Origin of the sequence: Pseudorhodoferax sp. Leaf267 (assembly GCF_001422405.1) — a bacterium.
In the GTDB taxonomy this organism is placed as follows: Bacteria; Pseudomonadota; Gammaproteobacteria; order Burkholderiales; family Burkholderiaceae_C; genus Pseudorhodoferax.
This window is the reverse complement of the sequence record NZ_LMMV01000023.1, coordinates 39,097-54,808: the sequence shown is the minus strand read 5'-3', so window position 1 is coordinate 54,808 and position 15,712 is coordinate 39,097. Positions and strand designations below refer to the sequence as shown.

Here is a 15,712-nt window from a genome sequence, read left to right as displayed (position 1 = left end):
GTCTCCGGGTCGATTCAATGGGTGGTGTTCTGCAGCAGGGCCGTGGCGCGCGCGACGATCTGCGCGGCCGTGACGCGCGACTGCGCCTCCAGCACGGGCGCATAGCCGACCGGGATGCGCGGTGCACCCAGGCGGGCCACGCGGCAACCGGTGGCCTCGGCGGCCGTGGCTGCGATCTCGGCGCCGAAGCCCGCGGCCTGCACGGCCTCGTGCACGACGAGCAGGCGGCGCGTGCGGGCGCAGGAGGCCAGCACGGCCTCGCGGTCCCAGGGCCAGATGCTGCGCAGGTCGATGCAGTCCACGGCGATGCCTTGCGCGGCGAGCGCATCGGCTGCCTGCTCGCAGATGCCGGCCTGCCGGCTCCAGCTGACCAGCGTGAGGTCGTCGCCGCGGCGGCGCAGCGCGGCCTGGCCCAGCGGCACGGCCAGCGTGGGGTCGACATCGCCTTGCACGTTCCACAGGCCCTTGTGTTCGATGTAGACCACCGGGTCACCACAGGCCAGCGCCGCGCGCAGCAGGCTGTAGTTGTCCTGCGGCGTGGACGGGCAGACCACGACCACGCCGGGCAGGTGCGCGAACCACGCTTCGAGCGACTGCGAGTGCTGCGCGGCCGAGGCGTCCCAGATGCCGCCCGGCATGCGCGCGACCAGCGGCACGCGGCCCTGGCCGCCGAACATGAAGCGGTTCTTGGCGGCCTGGTTCACGATCTCGTCCATGCCGCACAGCGCGAAGTCGACGACGCGCATTTCCACCACCGGCCGCAGGCCGGCCAGCGCCATGCCGACGCCGGCGCCCATGATCGCCGCCTCGCTGATCGGCGTGTCGATCACGCGCGCGGGGCCGAACTGCTGTTGCAGCCCCTTGTACTGGCCGAAGATGCCGCCGCGGCCCACGTCTTCGCCGAGCACGAGCACGCGCGGGTCGGCTTCCATTTCATGCTGCAGGGCGAGTGCTGCGGCTTGGGCGTACGTCAGAACCATTGACCGGCCCCGGTGGTCTGCACGTCGGTGAAAGCGGCTGCGGCTTGCGGCCAGGGCGCGGCATCTGCGGCGGCCAGCGCGCGTTCGACCTCGGCGCGGGCGTCGTCCTCGATGCCATCCAGCACGAACGCTGCGCCGCCCTGTTCGAGATAGGCCGCCCGCGCGCGCGCGATCGGGTCCGTCCGCAGCGCCGCCGCCAGTTCCTGCGGGTCGCGGTAGGCGGCCAGGTCCACGGACACATGGCCTTTCACGCGGTAGGTCAGCGCATGCAGCAGGCAAGGCCCCTGGCCATCGCGCACCTGGGCCACCAGTTGCCGTGCGGAGGCGTGCACGGCCAGCACGTCGTTGCCGTCGACGGGCGTGGCCGCGATGCCCAGGCTGGCCGCGCGCGCCGAGGCGCCCTCGCCCGCCGTCATCGGCCCGCTGGCCGTGGTGGCGCTCCAGCGGTTGTCCTCGCAGACGAACAGCACGGGCAAGGCGTAGACACGGGCCCAGTTCAGGGCTTCGAGGAAGGGGCCACGGTTGATGGCGCCGTCGCCGAAGAAGCACACGGTGATGCCGTCGGTGTGCTGCAGCTTCTGCGCATGGGCCGCGCCCACCGCGATCGGCAGGCCGGCCGCCACGACGCCGTTGGCGCCCAGCATGCCGACCGAGAAATCGGCGATGTGCATGGAGCCGCCCTTGCCGCCGTTGAAGCCTGTGGCCTTGCCGAACAGCTCGGCCATCATGCGCGCCATGTCTGCGCCCTTGGCCAGCGTGTGGCCGTGGCCGCGGTGCGTGGAGGTCAGGTAGTCGCTGCTGCGCAGGTGGGCGCAGACGCCGGCCGGCACGGCCTCCTGGCCGGTGGACAGGTGCAGCGGCCCGCGCACCCGGGCACTGCCGGCCGCCTGCTGGCCGTAGGCGCTGACACCGCCCTGGCTGGCCGCCTCGGCGGCGTTCTCGAAAGCGCGGATGCGCAGCATGGTGCGGTACAGCGCCTCGTGGGTCGGAAGCGGGAGGGTGGGCGGCATCGGTATTCCCGCGCAGCAGGACAGCCGCGCAACGCGGCGGATGGTAGCCAACGAAGCCGCGCCGCCGCGAGCGGGCTTACCCGCCCACACCCCTGGGGAAACCCCGTACCGCCGGCCAGGCAGTGCGTCGCAGGATGCATCTCGCCCATCCACAACAAGGAGACAACACGATGAAGCGACGCATGCTGGCCGTTCTGGCGCTTTGCGCCATGGCCTGGTCCCACACCACCGTGCAGGCGCAGACGGCCGAGACGGCAGCCCGCGCCACGGCGGCCGTCAAGAAAGTGAACGGCGCCTTCATCCGCGCCAACGCCGCGAAGACGCCCGACTGGCCCAGCTACGGCCTGGACTACGCCGAGACGCGCTACAGCCGGCTCAGCCAGATCGACACCTCCAACGTGCAGCAACTGGGCCTGGTCTGGTCCTACGACCTGCAAAGCACGCGCGGCGTGGAGGCCACGCCGCTGGTGGTGGACGGCATCATGTATGTGACCGCGTCGTGGAGCGTCGTGCATGCGGTGGACGTGCGCACCGGCCAGCGCATCTGGACCTACGACCCGCAGGTCGACCGCGCGCGCGGTTTTCGCGGCTGCTGCGACGTCGTGAACCGCGGCGTGGCGCTGTGGGAAGGCAAGGTCTACGTGGCCGCCTACGACGGCCGGCTGATCGCGCTGGACGCCGGCAGCGGCCGCGTGCTGTGGGAGAAGGACACGCTGATCGACCACAGCCGCTCCTACACCATCACCGGCGCGCCGCGGGTGTTCAAGGGCAAGGTGCTGATCGGCAACGGCGGTGCCGAGTACGGCGTGCGCGGCTACGTGACGGCCTACGACGCGAACACCGGCGCGCAGAAGTGGCGCTGGTTCACGGTGCCGGGCGACCCGTCCAAGCCCTTCGAGGACGCGTCCATGGCGCGCGCGGCCAAGACCTGGGACCCGTCGGGCAAGTACTGGGAAGCCGGCGGCGGCGGCACGGCCTGGGACACCATGGCCTTCGACCCCGAGCTGAACCTGATGTACATCGGCACCGGCAACGGCTCGCCCTGGGCGCGCAGCAAGCGCAGCCCGGCAGGTGGCGACAACCTGTACCTGGCCTCCATCGTGGCGCTGGACCCGGACACCGGCGCCTACAAGTGGCACTACCAGCAGACGCCGGGCGACAACTGGGACTACACCTCGACGCAGCCCATGATCCTGGCTGACCTGAAGATCGCCGGCAAGCCGCGCAAGGTGATCCTGCATGCGCCCAAGAACGGCTTCTTCTTCGTGATCGACCGCACCAACGGCAAGTTCATTTCGGCCAGGAACTTCGTCGAGGTGAACTGGGCCAGCGGCTACGACGCCAAGGGCCGGCCGATCGAGATCGCGGCCGCACGTCAGAACGACAAGCCCGGCGAGAGCATGCCCGGCCCGTTCGGCGCGCACAACTGGCACCCGATGTCGTTCAACCCCGGCACCGGCCTGGTCTACCTGCCGGCCCAGCACGTGCCGATCAACCTGATGGACGACAAGGACTGGAAGTTCAACGAGAACACCCCGCTACGCCCGCATGCGGCGCAGGGCTGGAACACCGGCATGTTCGTCAACGCCGCCCCGCCCACCAGCAAGCCCATGGGCCGGCTCGTGGCCTGGGACCCGGTGCAACAAAAAGAGGCATGGGGCGTGGAGCATGCGTCGCCCTGGAACGGCGGCACGCTGACCACGGCCGGCAACCTGGTGTTCCAGGGCACGGCCGACGGCCGCATGGTGGCCTACGACGCCAAGACCGGCGCCAAGCTCTGGGAGACCCCCACCGGCACGGGCGTGGTGGCCGCGCCCTCCACCTACCTGGTCGACGGCAAGCAGTACGTGTCGGTGGCCGTGGGCTGGGGCGGCGTCTACGGCCTGGCGCAGCGCGCCACCGAGCGCCAGGGGCCGGGCACGGTCTACACCTTCGCCGTCGGGGGCACGGCCAGGATGCCGGAGTTCGTCGAGTACCGCATGGCCAAGCTGGTGCAGGGCGTGAAGTACGACCCCGCCCAGGTCGCGGCCGGCACGGGCCTGTATGTGAGCAACTGCGTGTTCTGCCACGGCGTGCCGGGCGTGGACCGCGGCGGCAACATTCCCAACCTGGGCTACATGGACGCCGCCTTCATCGAGAACCTGGACAAGTTTTTGTTCAAGGGCCCGGCCATGGCCCGCGGCATGCCCGACTTCACGGGCAAGCTCAGCATGGCCGACGTGGAGGCGATCAAGGCGTTCATCCAGGGCACGGCCGACGCGGTGCGGCCCAAATAAAAAAGCCGCCGGGGCGTCGACCCCGGCGGCTTCGTGAAAAATCAGGCGACGATCAATCGGCGTATTGGCCGGCCGCCTTGATGACCGGGCCAAAGCGCGCGACTTCAGATTGCACGAACTTCTTGTGCTCGGCCGGCTCGACGCGCTTGTCGTTGGCCACGACTGCCCCCAGGCCCTCTTGCTTCTTGATGAACTCCGGGTCCTTCAGTGCGGCCTTCAGCGCGGTGTTGAGCTTGGTCAGCACGGCGGCGGGCGTGCCCTTGGGCGCATACAGGCCGTGCCAGATCGTGACCTGGAAGTTCTTCATGCCGGACTCGTCCAGCGTGGGAATGTCCTTCAGGGCCGGCGTGGTCAGGCGCTTGTTGGTCGTGACCGCGTAGGCCTTGACCTTCTTGCCTTCGATCTGCGACGTGGTGTTGGTGGTCTGGTCGCACAGCAGGTCGATCTGGCCGCCCAGCAGGTCGGCAATCGCCGGTGCAGTGCCCTTGTACGGCACGGTGGTCATCTCGGCCTTGAGCTCGCTTTGGAACAGCAGGCCGCACAGGTGCGAGGCCGAGCCGATGCCGGCGTTGCCCAGGTTCACCTTGCTGGCGTTGGCCGCGATCCAGGTGCGCAGCTCGCCGAAGTTCTTGGCCTCCAGGCCGGGCTTGCCGATCAGCGTCATGGGCACGTCGTTGACGATGCCCAGGTACTCGAAGTCGGTTTCGTAGTTGTAGGACAGCTTGCGGTACAGCACGGGCGTGGTGGCCATACCCACATGCGTGACGAGCAGCGTGTAGCCGTCGTTCTTGGCGCGCGCCACCTTGGTCGTGCCGATGGTGCTGCCCGCGCCGCCCAGGTTTTCGATGATGACCGGGTTGTTGCCGAGCTGGCGCTGCATGGCTTCAGCCAGGTCGCGGGCCACGCGGTCGGTCGGGCCGCCGGCGGCGAAGGGCACGACCATGGTGATGGGCTTGCCGCCCGGGAAATCCTGGGCCTGCGCGCCCAGTGCGGCGAACGACAGAGCGGCTACGGTCCAAAGTTTCTGCATCTCAACTCCTGAAGGCGAAAGGGGGCGATGGTATCTGCACGCAATTTGTAGGGAAATCGAGAGAAGTACCAGTCCGGTGCGCTGCCGCGGCGGGCACGGCAGCCCCCACTTTATTTGTAGCTGCGCTGGTCGTCGATGACCTTGCCGTCCGCAGGCAATTCGCCTGGCGCACAGAAGGCCACGCTGCCGCGCAGTTTGGTCACGTCACGCACGGCCTCGGCCACGCGCGCAGCCAGGGCCTCGGAGGGCGCGGCGCTCTCGGCACGCAGCACCATGGTGTCGTTGGCCATCTCGCCGGCCACGACCAGGCGCACGCGCCCCAGCTCGGGAAAGCGCCGCGCGATGTCGGCCACCTGGCCCGGATGCACGAACATGCCGCGCACCTTGGTGGTCTGGTCCGCGCGGCCCATCCAGCCCTTGATGCGCGTGTTGCTGCGGCCCGTGGGGCAGCGGCCTGGCAGCACGGCCGACAGGTCGCCGGTGCCGAAGCGGATCAGCGGGTAGTCGGGGTTCAGCGTGGTCACGACGAGCTCGCCGATCTCGCCCTCGGGCACGGGCTCGCCGGTGCCGGGCCGCACGATCTCCACGACCACGCCCTCGTCCAGCACCAGGCCTTCGCGCGCGGCCGTCTCGTAGGCGATGAGGCCCAGGTCCGCCGTGGCGTAGCACTGGTAGCCGGCAATGCCGCGCGCGGCCAGCCAGTCGCGCAGCGACGGTGGAAAGGCTTCGCCCGACACCAAGGCCTTGGTCAGCGTGGGCATGGCCACGCCGATCTCGGCGGCCTTCTCCACGAGGATCTTGAGGAAGCTCGGCGTGCCGGCATACGCCGCGGGCTTGAGTTCGCTGATGGCCAGCACCTGCTGCTCGGTCTGGCCCGTGCCGCCGGGGAACACGGTGCAGCCCAGCGCATGGGCGCCCGTCTCCATGATGGAGCCGGCCGGCGTGAAGTGGTAGCTAAAGCTGTTGTGCACCAGCTCACCCGCGCGCAGACCGGCCGCGAACAGGGCGCGCGCGACGCGCCAGTAATCGGGTGCCTGGCCCTCGGGCTCGTACAGCGTGCCGGGGCTGGCGAACACACGGCGCATGCCGGCACCGAAGCCGATCGCGCTGAAGCCGCCGAACGGATCGCGGCCTGCGGCGCGTGCCGCCTTCTGGCGCTCCAGCAGCTCGTGCTTGCGCGTCACGGGCAACTGGGCCAGGGCCTCGCGCGAGGTGACGGCCTGCGCGTCGACGCCGGCCAGGATGCCTGCGAACGCCACGCTGCGCTGCTGTGCCTGCGCCACCTGGGGCGCGAGCGCTGCCATCAGCTGGGCTTCGCGCGCGGCCGGATCGCGCGCCTCCAGCGCGTCGTAATGCTCGGCGTTCACTGGGCCACCTTCGCGCTGCGCGCTGCGGTGCCGAGCCTCTTCGGGCGGCCGGGCGAGGCTCATGCCAGCCACCTCTTGCGCCGCTTGTAGCTCTTCACGTCGCGAAAGCTCTTGCGCTCCGCGCCGCCGACGCCGAGGTAGAACTCCTTGACGTCCTCATTGCTGGCCAGGTCGGCCGCCGCACCGTCCATGACCACGCGCCCGCTCTCCAGGATGTAGCCGAAGTCGGCGTAGCGCAGCGCCATGTTGGTGTTCTGCTCGGCCAAGAGGAAGGTCACGCCCTCCTTGGTGTTGAGGTCCTTCACGATCTCGAACACCTCCTCGACGATCTGCGGCGCCAGGCCCATGGAGGGCTCGTCCAGCAGCACCATCTTGGGGTTGGCCATCAGCGCGCGGCCGATGGCGCACATCTGCTGCTCGCCGCCCGAGGTGTAGGCCGCCTGGCTGGTGCGGCGGGTCTTGAGCCGCGGGAAGTAGTTGTAGACCTTCTCCAGCGTCTGCTCGACTGCGGCCTTGCCGTCCTTGCGCGTGTAGGCGCCGGTCATGAGGTTGTCCTCGATGGTCAGGTGGGCGAAGCAGTGCCGGCCCTCCATGACCTGGATCACGCCGCGGTCCACCAGCTCGGCCGGCGTGAGGTTCTCGATGCGCTCGCCACGCAGCGCGATCGAGCCCTTGGTCACCGCGCCGCGCTCGGCATGCAGCAAATTGGAGACGGCGCGCAGCGTGGTCGTCTTGCCGGCGCCGTTGGCACCCAGCAGGGCCACGATGCTGCCCTCGTCCACGCGCAGCGAGACGCCCTTCAACACCAGGATCACGTGGTTGTAGATGACCTCGATGCCGTTGACATTGAGGAGCTCGCGGCGCTTGGCCGAAGGCACGGCGGACATGGCGTTAAGAGCAGCTGCGTGGCGTGATCTTCTTGTCGGCCGCGTACTTGGCCGACAGCTCCTTGACCAGCGGGTCGATCAGGCTCTTGTCGGACTGGTACCAGTCGGAGGTGATGTTCCACTTGCCGCCGTCCCACTGCACGATGCGCGCCCAGTCGTTGCCCATGTGGTCGGCGCACGAGGTCTTCACGGGCCGCATGATCTCGCCGAAGCCCAGGGCCTTGAGCTTGTCGGCCGTGAGGTCCAGGTTCTCCATGCCCCACTTGACCTGCTCGGGCGTCATGACCTTGCCCTTGCCGAACTTCTCCTGCGCGGCGCGGATGGCTTCGACCTGCAGCATCGAGATCATCATGCCGCGCGTGTGCGCCATCACGCCCACCTCGCCGGCGTCGGACGCCGTGCCCTGGCCCTTGTCGTAGACGTTCTTCTTCAGGTCATCGTGGACTTTGTCCCGGGCCGCGCTGTTGTGGATCGTGATGGCGTTGTAGCCCTTGGCGCCGGCGCCGATGTCCTTGATGTCGTGGTCCGAGCCGGCCCACCAGATGGCGTAGATCTTCTCGCGCGCAAAGCCCGTGGCCTGGGCCTCGCGCACGGCCGCAGGCGTCATCACGCCAGCCGACCACAGCAGCACGTAGTCGGGCCGCTGCTGGCGGATCTGCAGCCAGACGGATTTCTGCTCCACGCCGGGCGGCGTGACCGGGAACGTGGACAGCTCGAAGCCGTCCTTGGCGGCGCGCTTTTGCAGCAGCGGGATCGGCTCCTTGCCGTACGGAGAGTCGTGGTAGACCAGCGCGATCTTCTTGCCCTTGAGGTTGCCTTTCTCTTTCTTGAGGATGTCCTGGATCATCACGTCGGCGGCGGTCCAATAGGTGCCCAGCAGCGGGAAGTTCCACTCGAACACCGTGCCGTCGACGGATTGCGATAGACCGTAGCCCATGGTCTGCACGACGCGCTTGTCGGCGAAGGCCTTGTCGGTCACGGCGAAGGTGATGCCGGTGGACTGGGTGTCGAAGCCCGAGGCGCCACCGCCGCGGTTCTTCAGGCGCTCGTAGCATTCCACGCCCTTGGCCGCGTCGTAGGCCGTCTCGCATTCCTCGTAGGTGAGCTTCACGCCGTTGACGCCGCCGTCGCGTGCGTTCACGAGCTTCAGGTAGTCCTGCTTGCCGTCGGCCCATGGAATTCCCAGCGGCGCGAACTGGCCGGTGCGGTAGACCAGGAGCGGCACGAACTGCTCGGCCTGGGCAAAGGCCTGTGGCGTGGCCAGCACGGACAGGCTGGCCGCTGCGAGGGCGACGAGGGATTTCAGCTTCATGGGAAGTCTCCTGGAGAAAGGCACGTTGGCGTGCAGGGTGGGAATCAATGAGGGAAGGGCCACAGCCGCAGCTTCTCGCGCGCGGTCAGCCACAGCCGCGCCAGGCCGTGCGGCTCGACGATCAGGAAGAACACGATCAGCGCACCGAAGATCATGTGCTCCAGGTGCGCCGCCGTGCCGGTGGACAGCGGCAGCCCGAGCCAGTGCGGCACGTAGTTCAGCAGCAAGGGCAGCAGCACCATGAAGGCCGCGCCGAAGAAGGCGCCCGAGATGGAACCCAGGCCGCCGATGATCACCATGAACAGCAGCTGGAACGAGCGGTCGATGCTGAATGCCGCGGGCTCCCACGAGCCCAGGTGCACGAAGGCCCAGAGGGCGCCGGCCACGCCGACGATGAAGGAGCTGACCGCGAAGGCCGACAGCTTGGCGTAGACCGGGCGGATGCCGATCACGGCGGCGGCCACGTCCATGTCGCGGATCGCCATCCACTGCCGGCCGATGGCGCCGCGCACCAGGTTCTTGGCCAGCAGCGCGAACAGGCAGACGATGGACAGGCACAGCAGGTACTTCTGCACGGGCGTGTCCACCGGCACGTGGAAGAAGGACAGCGCGCCCACGCTGACCGAGCCCGAGGGCGAGTCGTTCGTGACCCACTTGACGCGGTTGGTGAACCAGTCCGTGAAGAACTGCGCCGCCAGCGTGGCCACGGCCAGGTACAGCCCGCGGATGCGCAGGCTGGGGATGCCGAACAGCACGCCGAACACCGTGGCCGCCAGTCCGCCGCCGATCAGCGACAGCAACAGCGGCAAGTCCCAACGCACCTGCAGGTTGTAGGCCGCGTAGGCGCCGATGGCCATGAAGGCTCCCGTACCCAGCGAGATCTGGCCGCAATAGCCCACCAGGATGTTCAGGCCCAGCGCCGCCAGCGCCAGGATCAGGAACGGGATCAGGATGGCGCGGAAGAAGTAGTCGCTGCCCAGCAGCGGCACGGCGATGAAGGCCACCGCCAGCAGCACGTAGATGCCGATGCGGTCCTGCAGCACCGGGAAGATCTGCAGGTCGGCGCGGTAGGTCTGCTTGAACTGGCCGTTTTCTCTGTATAGCATGTCTTTAGACCCGGTCGATGATCTTGTCGCCAAACAAACCCTGCGGACGGACCAGCAGGAAGCCGAGGGCCAGCACGTAGGCAAACCAGTTCTCGATGCCGCCACCCAGCATGGGGCCGATGTAGATCTCCGACAGCTTCTCACCCGCGCCGATGATCAGGCCGCCGACGATGGCGCCGGGCACCGAGGTCAACCCGCCCAGGATCACCACCGGCAACGCCTTCAGCGCCACCAGCGAGATGGAGAACTGCACGCCGAGCTTGGAGCCCCAGATGATCCCGGCGACCAGTGCGACGATGCCGCCGATGGCCCAGACGATCACCCAGATGCGCGACAGCGGGATGCCGATGGACTGCGCGGCCTGGTGGTCGTCGGCCACGGCACGCAGCGCGCGGCCGGTCGGCGTCTTCTGGAAGAACAGCGTGAGGCCGATCACCAGCAAGGCGGACACGAGCGCGGCGTACAGGTCTTCCTTGCTCAGCAGCAGGCCGCCGTCGAAGGTGCCTTCCAGCACCATCATCGGGTCCTTGGGCATGCCCACGTCGATCTTGTAGGTGGCACTGCCGAACAGCAGCTGGCCTGCGCCATCGACGAAGTAGGCGATGCCCAGCGTGGCCATCAGCAGCGCGATCGGCTCCTGGCCGACCAGCTGGCGCAGCGCCAGGCGCTCGATCAGCCAGGCCAGCACGGCCATGACCGCGATCGCCGCGACCAGCGCCAGCCCGTTGGCCAGCAGCAAGCTGTCGAAGCCGAACCACTTGGGGAACCACTCGGAAAAGCGCGCCATGGCCAGCGCCGCGAAGAGCACCATCGCGCCCTGCGCGAAATTGAAGACACCCGAGGCCTTGAAGATCAGCACGAAGCCCAACGCCACCAGCGCGTACAGCATGCCGGCCATGAGGCCGCCGAACAAAGTTTCGAGGAAGAATCCCATCGCGCGCTTTCAGTGGTTCGTGCCGAGATAGGCGGAGATCACATCGGGGTTGCTGCGCACCTGCTCGGGCGTGCCGTCGCCGATCTTCTTGCCGTAGTCGAGCACGACCACGCGGTCCGAGATGTCCATGACCACGCCCATGTCGTGCTCGATCAGCACGACGGTGGTGCCGAACTCGTCGTTGACGTCCAGGATGAAGCGGCACATGTCCTGCTTCTCCTCCACGTTCATGCCCGCCATGGGCTCGTCCAGCAGCAGCACCTGCGGCTCCATGGCCAGCGCTCGGCCCAGGTCCACGCGCTTTTGCAGGCCGTAGGGCAGGCGGCCCACCGGCGTTTTGCGAAAGGGCTGGATCTCCAGGAAGTCGATGATGCGTTCGACCTTCTCGCGGTTGGCGATTTCCTCGCGCTCGGCCGGCCCCCAGCGCAGCGCCTGCAGCAGCAGGTTGCTCTTCATGCGCAGGTTGCGGCCGGTCATGATGTTGTCCAGCACGCTCATGCCCTTGAACAAGGCCAGGTTCTGGAAAGTGCGGGCCACGCCCATCTCGGCCACCTGGCGCGAGTTCATGTGCTTGAAGGTGTTGCCACGGAAGGTGATGGAGCCCTCCTGCGGCGCGTAGACGCCGTTGATGCAGTTGAGCATGGAGCTCTTGCCGGCGCCGTTGGGGCCGATGATGGCGCGCACCTCGTGCTCGCGCACGTCGAAACTGATGTCGGTCAGCGCCTTCACGCCGCCAAAGCGCAGCGAGATGTTCTTGACCTCCAGGATCACGTCGCCGATCTTGCGACCGCTGACGGCCGGTGTGTGCAGTGCGGTTTCGCTCATGTCCATCATGCCGCCTTGCGCACGGGCGCGAATGTCTTGCTGTCGCCGATCCGGAGCGTGGCGCTCACGCTGCCGGTGCGGCCGTCCTCGAACTTGACCTGCGTCTCGATGAACTGCTCCGTCTTGCCGCCGTACAGCGCGTCGACCAGCAGCTGGTACTTCTCGGCGATGAAGCCGCGGCGGACCTTGTTGGTGCGCGTGAGCTCGTTGTCGTCGGCGTCCAGTTCCTTGTGCAGCACGAGGAAGCGGCTGACCTGGCTGCCGGCCAGCATCGCGTCCTGCGCCAGGTCGGCGTTGACCTTCTCCACGCAGTCGCGCATGAGCTCGTAGACCTCGGGCTTTTGCGCCAGGTCGGTGTAGCCGGCATAGGGCAGGTTGCGGCGCTCGGCCCAGTTGCCCACGGCCTCGAAGTCGATGTTGAGCATCACGCAGACCGTGGCGCGGCCATCGCCGTAGGCCACGGCTTCCTTGATGTGCGGGAAGAACTTGAGCTTGTTCTCCACGTACTTGGGCGCGAACATGGCGCCGTCGCTTGCGCCGCCGGCCAGGCGGCCGACGTCCTTCACGCGGTCGATGATCTTCAGGTGGCCGTTGGCGTCCAGGAAGCCGGCGTCGCTGGTGTGGTACCAGCCGTCGGGCGTCAGCACCTCGTCGGTGGCCTTCTGGTTCTTGTAGTAGCCCTTGAGCAGGCCGGCCGAGCGCACCAGGATCTCGCCGTTGTCGGCCACCTGGATCTCCACGCCCTGGATCGGCACGCCCACGGTGTCGGCGCGCACCTGGTTGTCGGGCTGCAGGCAGACGAACACGGCGGTCTCCGTGGAGCCGTAGAGCTGCTTCAGGTTCACGCCGATGGCGCGGTAGAAGGTGAACAGGTCGGGGCCGATGGCCTCGCCGGCCGTGTAGGCCACGCGCACGCGCGAGAAGCCCAGGTTGTTGCGCAGCGGGCCGTAGACCAGCAGGTCGCCCAGCGCGTACAGCAAGCGGTCGCCCAGCGACAACGCCTTGCCGTCCATGCGCGCGGGCCCCACGCGGCGCGCCACGTCCATGAAGCGGTGGAACATGCCGCGCTTGAAGGCGCCCGCGTCTTCCATGCGGATCATCACGCTGGTCAGCAGACCTTCGAAGATGCGCGGCGGCGCGAAGTAGTAAGTGGGGCCGATCTCCTTGAGGTCGATCGTGACGGTGCTGGCCGACTCGGGGCAGTTCACCACGTAGCCGCAGGCCAGCCACTGCGCGTAGCTGAAGATGTTCTGGCCAATCCAGGCCGGTGGCAGGTAGGCCAGCACTTCTTCCTGCGCGGTCAGCCGGTCGAAGGCGGCGCCGGCCTGGGCGCGGTCCAGCAGGCTCGCATGCGTGTGGACCACGCCCTTGGGGTTGCCCGTGGTGCCGGACGTGAAGAACATGGCGGCCACGTCGCCGGGCCGGCATTGCGCGACCTGGCCGGCGAAGAAGCCCGGCTCGCGCCGGGCCAGCACCTCGCCTTGCTCCAGCAGGCTTGCGATGGGCGCCAGGCCGGGCTCGGCGTAGTGGCGCAGCCCGCGTGGATCGTCGTACCAGATGTGGGTCAGCGCCGGGTACTGCGTGCGCACCTCCAGCATCTTGTCGACCTGCTCCTGGTCCTCGACCACGCACATGCGCACCTCGGCATTGGTCATCGGGAACAGGCATTCGCCGGCCACGGCGTCCTGGTACAGCGGCACGGGGATGGCGCCCAGCGATTGCGCGGCCAGCATCGTGGCGTACAGCCGAGGCCTGTTCGCGCCGACCACGACCAGGTGCTCGCCGCGCCGCAGCCCAGCCTGGTGCAGGCCGCAGGCGACGTGCTCCACCATGCGGGCCAGCGCGCTCCAGCTGAGCATCTGCCAGATGCCGTATTCCTTCTCGCGCATCGCGGCTGCATCGGGCCGCTCGGCCGCGTGCTGCTGCAACAGTCCTGGAAATGTGGTCTGCATGCTGGTTGTCCTTGTGTCACACCGCCTGCTCTATCAAAGCGTGGCGGATGCTAAGGCCATACTTTGACGCCGTGGTGTCGTGTCAACGACAATTTACGGGTGTCCCCTCCCCCGGAATTACCCGCCCCTGCGCCTGCGCCCCGCAAGGCGCGCCGCGTGCAGCCGCCCGGCGAGCCCTTGCACCAGCGCCGCCGCCCGCCCACCCCGCGCGAACTCGACGGCATCCCCTGGCTGGCCCCACTCAGCGACAGCGAACGCGCACGCGTGCTGCCCGACATCAGCGCGGGCGATGCGCTGCCCGGCGACCACGTGTGCCGCGTGGGCCGGCCGGTGACCTACTGGTTCGGCGTGATCGAGGGCCTGCTCAAGATGAGCTCGGAGACGGCACAGGGCCAGACCATGACCTTCGCCGGCCTGCCCTCGGGCGGCTGGTTCGGCGAGGGCACGGTGCTCAAGCGCGAGCCCTACCGCTACAACATCCAGGCGCTGCGCCGCAGCGTGGTGGCCGGCATCCCGGTGGACAGCTTCCACTGGCTGCTGGACCACTCCATCGGCTTCAACCGCTTCGTCATGAACCAGCTCAACGAACGGCTGGCCCAGTTCATCGCCGCCCGCGAGATCGACCGCCTGGCCGACCCCGACGTGCGGGTGGCGCGCAACTTGGCCGCGCTGTTCAACCCGGTGCTGTACCCCGGCGTCGGCCAGGTGCTGCGCATCACGCAGCAGGAGCTGGCCTATCTCGTCGGCCTGTCGCGCCAGCGCGTGAACGAGGCGTTGGCAGCACTGCAGGGCGCAGGCCACATCCGCATCGAGTACGGCGGCCTGCGGGTTCTGGACCTGGAGGCCCTGCGCAGCGTCACACCGGTTGCGCACACAGGGCGACGTTGACCCTGACAGTTTTGACAGCGTGCACAATACTCCCCCGGTTTCCCACGGAGGGCGTCAGCATGCAAATCACAAGAACCATCTTCTGCGCCGTGGCGCTGCTGCTGGCCGGCACCACCGTGGCCGCGCAGGTCGGCCACGTGAAGACGGTAACGGGCGAGGCCAGCGTCACGTCGGGTGACCGCCAGACGCCCGCCCGGCCCGGCACGCCGCTGCACCTGGGCGACGTGATCCGCACCGGCAGTACCGGCGCGCTGGGCGTGACCCTGATGGACAACACCATGCTGTCGTTCGGGCCTTCCACGACCTTCCAACTCGAGGAGTTCCTGTTCGCGCCGGCCAAGGGCGACCTGCTGCTTGGCGGCTCGATCACGGCCGGCAGCCTGCATTACGTGTCGGGTGCCATCGCCAGGCTCAAGCCCGACGCGGTCAGGATCAAGACGCCGTCCGGCATCATCGGCGTGCGCGGTACGCGCTTCGCGGCGGTCGTGAAGGAGCAGCCGTGAAGCCGATGCCGCTGCGCGCACGCACGCTGGTGCCGGCCCTGCTGGCCGCCATGCTGGCCGGCTGTGCCACCCCCCCGCCGCCCGCGCCGCACGCCTACGTGGTGTTGCTGGAAAACGCCGACGGCAGTGTCGGCAAGGTGGTCTACAGCGGCCCGCAGGGTGTGGCGCAACTGGACCAGCCACGCGAGGCCGTGGCGCTGCGCGGGCCTGCCCAGACCTTTGTGCTCGATGCCGCGCAACTGCAGCGCGATGCCGGTGCGGCCCTGGCCGCACAGCCCGTCGCGCCACGCACGTTCGAGCTGTATTTCGACGTCGGCAACGCGCAGATCACCAAGGCCTCCGAAGCCCTGCTGCCCGAGATCCTGCAGGAGGTGCGCAGCCGCGCAGTGCCCGAGCTGGCCATCATCGGCCACACGGACACAGTGGGCAGCGCCGAGCAGAACGCCACGCTGTCGCTGCGCCGCGCCGAGCAGGTCGCCGAGCTGCTGAAGGAAGCCCGCGCCGCCGCCACGCACGTGGAGATCGCCTCGCACGGCGAACACAACCTTTTGATCAGCACTCCCGACGAGACCGCAGAGCCGCGCAACCGGCGCGTCGAAGTGACGGTGCGCTGAACCCGGGCCACGCTGGACGCGCCCGCTC

The 15,712-nt window shown here is 68.5% G+C and carries 14 protein-coding genes; 4 read left to right on the top strand and 10 right to left on the bottom strand.

Annotated features, from left to right (window positions below; translation table 11 throughout):
- Nucleotides 1-14 precede the first annotated feature (14 nt).
- Both ASF43_RS22245 and ASF43_RS22240 read right to left on the bottom strand, forming a co-directional pair.
- Entirely contained in the window at nt 15-932 is a 918-nt protein-coding gene (locus ASF43_RS22245; protein ID WP_369803318.1) for an alpha-ketoacid dehydrogenase subunit beta, read from the bottom strand.
- Between the two features lie 38 nt (nt 933-970).
- Complete coding sequence (locus ASF43_RS22240; RefSeq protein WP_056185898.1) at nt 971-1,990, bottom strand: thiamine pyrophosphate-dependent dehydrogenase E1 component subunit alpha; 1,020 nt, start codon at nt 1,988-1,990, stop codon at nt 971-973.
- 170 nt (nt 1,991-2,160) lie between these two features.
- On the opposite strand from ASF43_RS22240, the gene ASF43_RS22235 reads away from it, so the two are divergent.
- Nucleotides 2,161-4,266, top strand: coding sequence for a PQQ-dependent dehydrogenase, methanol/ethanol family (locus ASF43_RS22235; protein ID WP_369803316.1), 2,106 nt, complete (start codon nt 2,161-2,163; stop codon nt 4,264-4,266).
- 52 nt (nt 4,267-4,318) lie between these two features.
- Here the strand turns inward: ASF43_RS22235 and ASF43_RS22230 are convergent, their stop codons facing one another.
- The 8 genes from ASF43_RS22230 to ASF43_RS22195 form a co-directional block, all read right to left on the bottom strand.
- Nucleotides 4,319-5,296, bottom strand: a complete 978-nt coding sequence (locus tag ASF43_RS22230) for a tripartite tricarboxylate transporter substrate-binding protein (protein WP_056185897.1) — start codon at nt 5,294-5,296, stop codon at nt 4,319-4,321.
- A gap of 110 nt (nt 5,297-5,406) precedes the next feature.
- Complete coding sequence (locus ASF43_RS22225) at nt 5,407-6,600, bottom strand: phenylacetate--CoA ligase family protein (RefSeq protein WP_056186595.1); 1,194 nt, start codon at nt 6,598-6,600, stop codon at nt 5,407-5,409.
- Between the two features lie 122 nt (nt 6,601-6,722).
- The gene (locus ASF43_RS22220; RefSeq protein WP_056185894.1) at nt 6,723-7,550 is read right to left on the bottom strand and encodes an ABC transporter ATP-binding protein; all 828 of its coding nucleotides are present in this window, start codon (nt 7,548-7,550) and stop codon (nt 6,723-6,725) included.
- Nucleotides 7,551-7,554: 4 nt separating this feature from the next.
- Complete coding sequence (locus ASF43_RS22215; RefSeq protein WP_056185890.1) at nt 7,555-8,862, bottom strand: ABC transporter substrate-binding protein; 1,308 nt, start codon at nt 8,860-8,862, stop codon at nt 7,555-7,557.
- Nucleotides 8,863-8,906: 44 nt separating this feature from the next.
- On the bottom strand, nt 8,907-9,968 hold the full coding sequence (locus ASF43_RS22210) for a branched-chain amino acid ABC transporter permease (RefSeq protein ID WP_056185889.1): 1,062 nt from the start codon (nt 9,966-9,968) through the stop codon (nt 8,907-8,909).
- 4 nt (nt 9,969-9,972) lie between these two features.
- Entirely contained in the window at nt 9,973-10,902 is a 930-nt protein-coding gene (locus tag ASF43_RS22205) for a branched-chain amino acid ABC transporter permease (RefSeq protein WP_056185886.1), read from the bottom strand.
- Nucleotides 10,903-10,911: 9 nt separating this feature from the next.
- The gene (locus tag ASF43_RS22200) at nt 10,912-11,727 is read right to left on the bottom strand and encodes an ABC transporter ATP-binding protein (RefSeq protein WP_056186592.1); all 816 of its coding nucleotides are present in this window, start codon (nt 11,725-11,727) and stop codon (nt 10,912-10,914) included.
- 5 nt (nt 11,728-11,732) lie between these two features.
- The gene (locus tag ASF43_RS22195; protein WP_056185882.1) at nt 11,733-13,679 is read right to left on the bottom strand and encodes a long-chain fatty acid--CoA ligase; all 1,947 of its coding nucleotides are present in this window, start codon (nt 13,677-13,679) and stop codon (nt 11,733-11,735) included.
- 156 nt (nt 13,680-13,835) lie between these two features.
- Here ASF43_RS22195 and ASF43_RS22190 point away from each other — a divergent pair, with 156 nt between their 5' ends.
- The 3 genes from ASF43_RS22190 to ASF43_RS22180 are packed head-to-tail and all read left to right on the top strand — an operon-like array spanning nt 13,836 to nt 15,684.
- Nucleotides 13,836-14,567, top strand: a complete 732-nt coding sequence (locus ASF43_RS22190) for a Crp/Fnr family transcriptional regulator (protein WP_056185879.1) — start codon at nt 13,836-13,838, stop codon at nt 14,565-14,567.
- 59 nt (nt 14,568-14,626) lie between these two features.
- On the top strand, nt 14,627-15,070 hold the full coding sequence (locus ASF43_RS22185) for a FecR domain-containing protein (protein WP_056185876.1): 444 nt from the start codon (nt 14,627-14,629) through the stop codon (nt 15,068-15,070).
- 5 nt (nt 15,071-15,075) lie between these two features.
- A complete protein-coding gene (locus ASF43_RS22180; RefSeq protein ID WP_082498118.1) occupies nt 15,076-15,684 on the top strand; it encodes an OmpA family protein in 609 nt (202 codons plus the stop codon).
- Nucleotides 15,685-15,712 lie beyond the last annotated feature (28 nt).

Bases quoted from the DNA above. Each gene is read 5' to 3' on its own strand.
- ASF43_RS22215 (WP_056185890.1), bottom strand. From the start codon at position 8,862: ATGAAGCTGAAATCCCTCGTCGCCCTCGCAGCGGCCAGCCTGTCCGTG.
- ASF43_RS22210 (WP_056185889.1), bottom strand. From the start codon at position 9,968: ATGCTATACAGAGAAAACGGCCAGTTCAAGCAGACCTACCGCGCCGAC.
- ASF43_RS22225 (WP_056186595.1), bottom strand. From the start codon at position 6,600: ATGGCAGCGCTCGCGCCCCAGGTGGCGCAGGCACAGCAGCGCAGCGTG.
- ASF43_RS22205 (WP_056185886.1), bottom strand. From the start codon at position 10,902: ATGGGATTCTTCCTCGAAACTTTGTTCGGCGGCCTCATGGCCGGCATG.
- ASF43_RS22180 (WP_082498118.1), top strand. From the start codon at position 15,076: ATGCCGCTGCGCGCACGCACGCTGGTGCCGGCCCTGCTGGCCGCCATG.
- ASF43_RS22200 (WP_056186592.1), bottom strand. From the start codon at position 11,727: ATGAGCGAAACCGCACTGCACACACCGGCCGTCAGCGGTCGCAAGATC.
- ASF43_RS22195 (WP_056185882.1), bottom strand. From the start codon at position 13,679: ATGCAGACCACATTTCCAGGACTGTTGCAGCAGCACGCGGCCGAGCGG.
- ASF43_RS22245 (WP_369803318.1), bottom strand. From the start codon at position 932: ATGGAAGCCGACCCGCGCGTGCTCGTGCTCGGCGAAGACGTGGGCCGC.
- ASF43_RS22220 (WP_056185894.1), bottom strand. From the start codon at position 7,550: ATGTCCGCCGTGCCTTCGGCCAAGCGCCGCGAGCTCCTCAATGTCAAC.
- ASF43_RS22230 (WP_056185897.1), bottom strand. From the start codon at position 5,296: ATGCAGAAACTTTGGACCGTAGCCGCTCTGTCGTTCGCCGCACTGGGC.
- ASF43_RS22240 (WP_056185898.1), bottom strand. From the start codon at position 1,990: ATGCCGCCCACCCTCCCGCTTCCGACCCACGAGGCGCTGTACCGCACC.
- ASF43_RS22185 (WP_056185876.1), top strand. From the start codon at position 14,627: ATGCAAATCACAAGAACCATCTTCTGCGCCGTGGCGCTGCTGCTGGCC.
- ASF43_RS22235 (WP_369803316.1), top strand. From the start codon at position 2,161: ATGAAGCGACGCATGCTGGCCGTTCTGGCGCTTTGCGCCATGGCCTGG.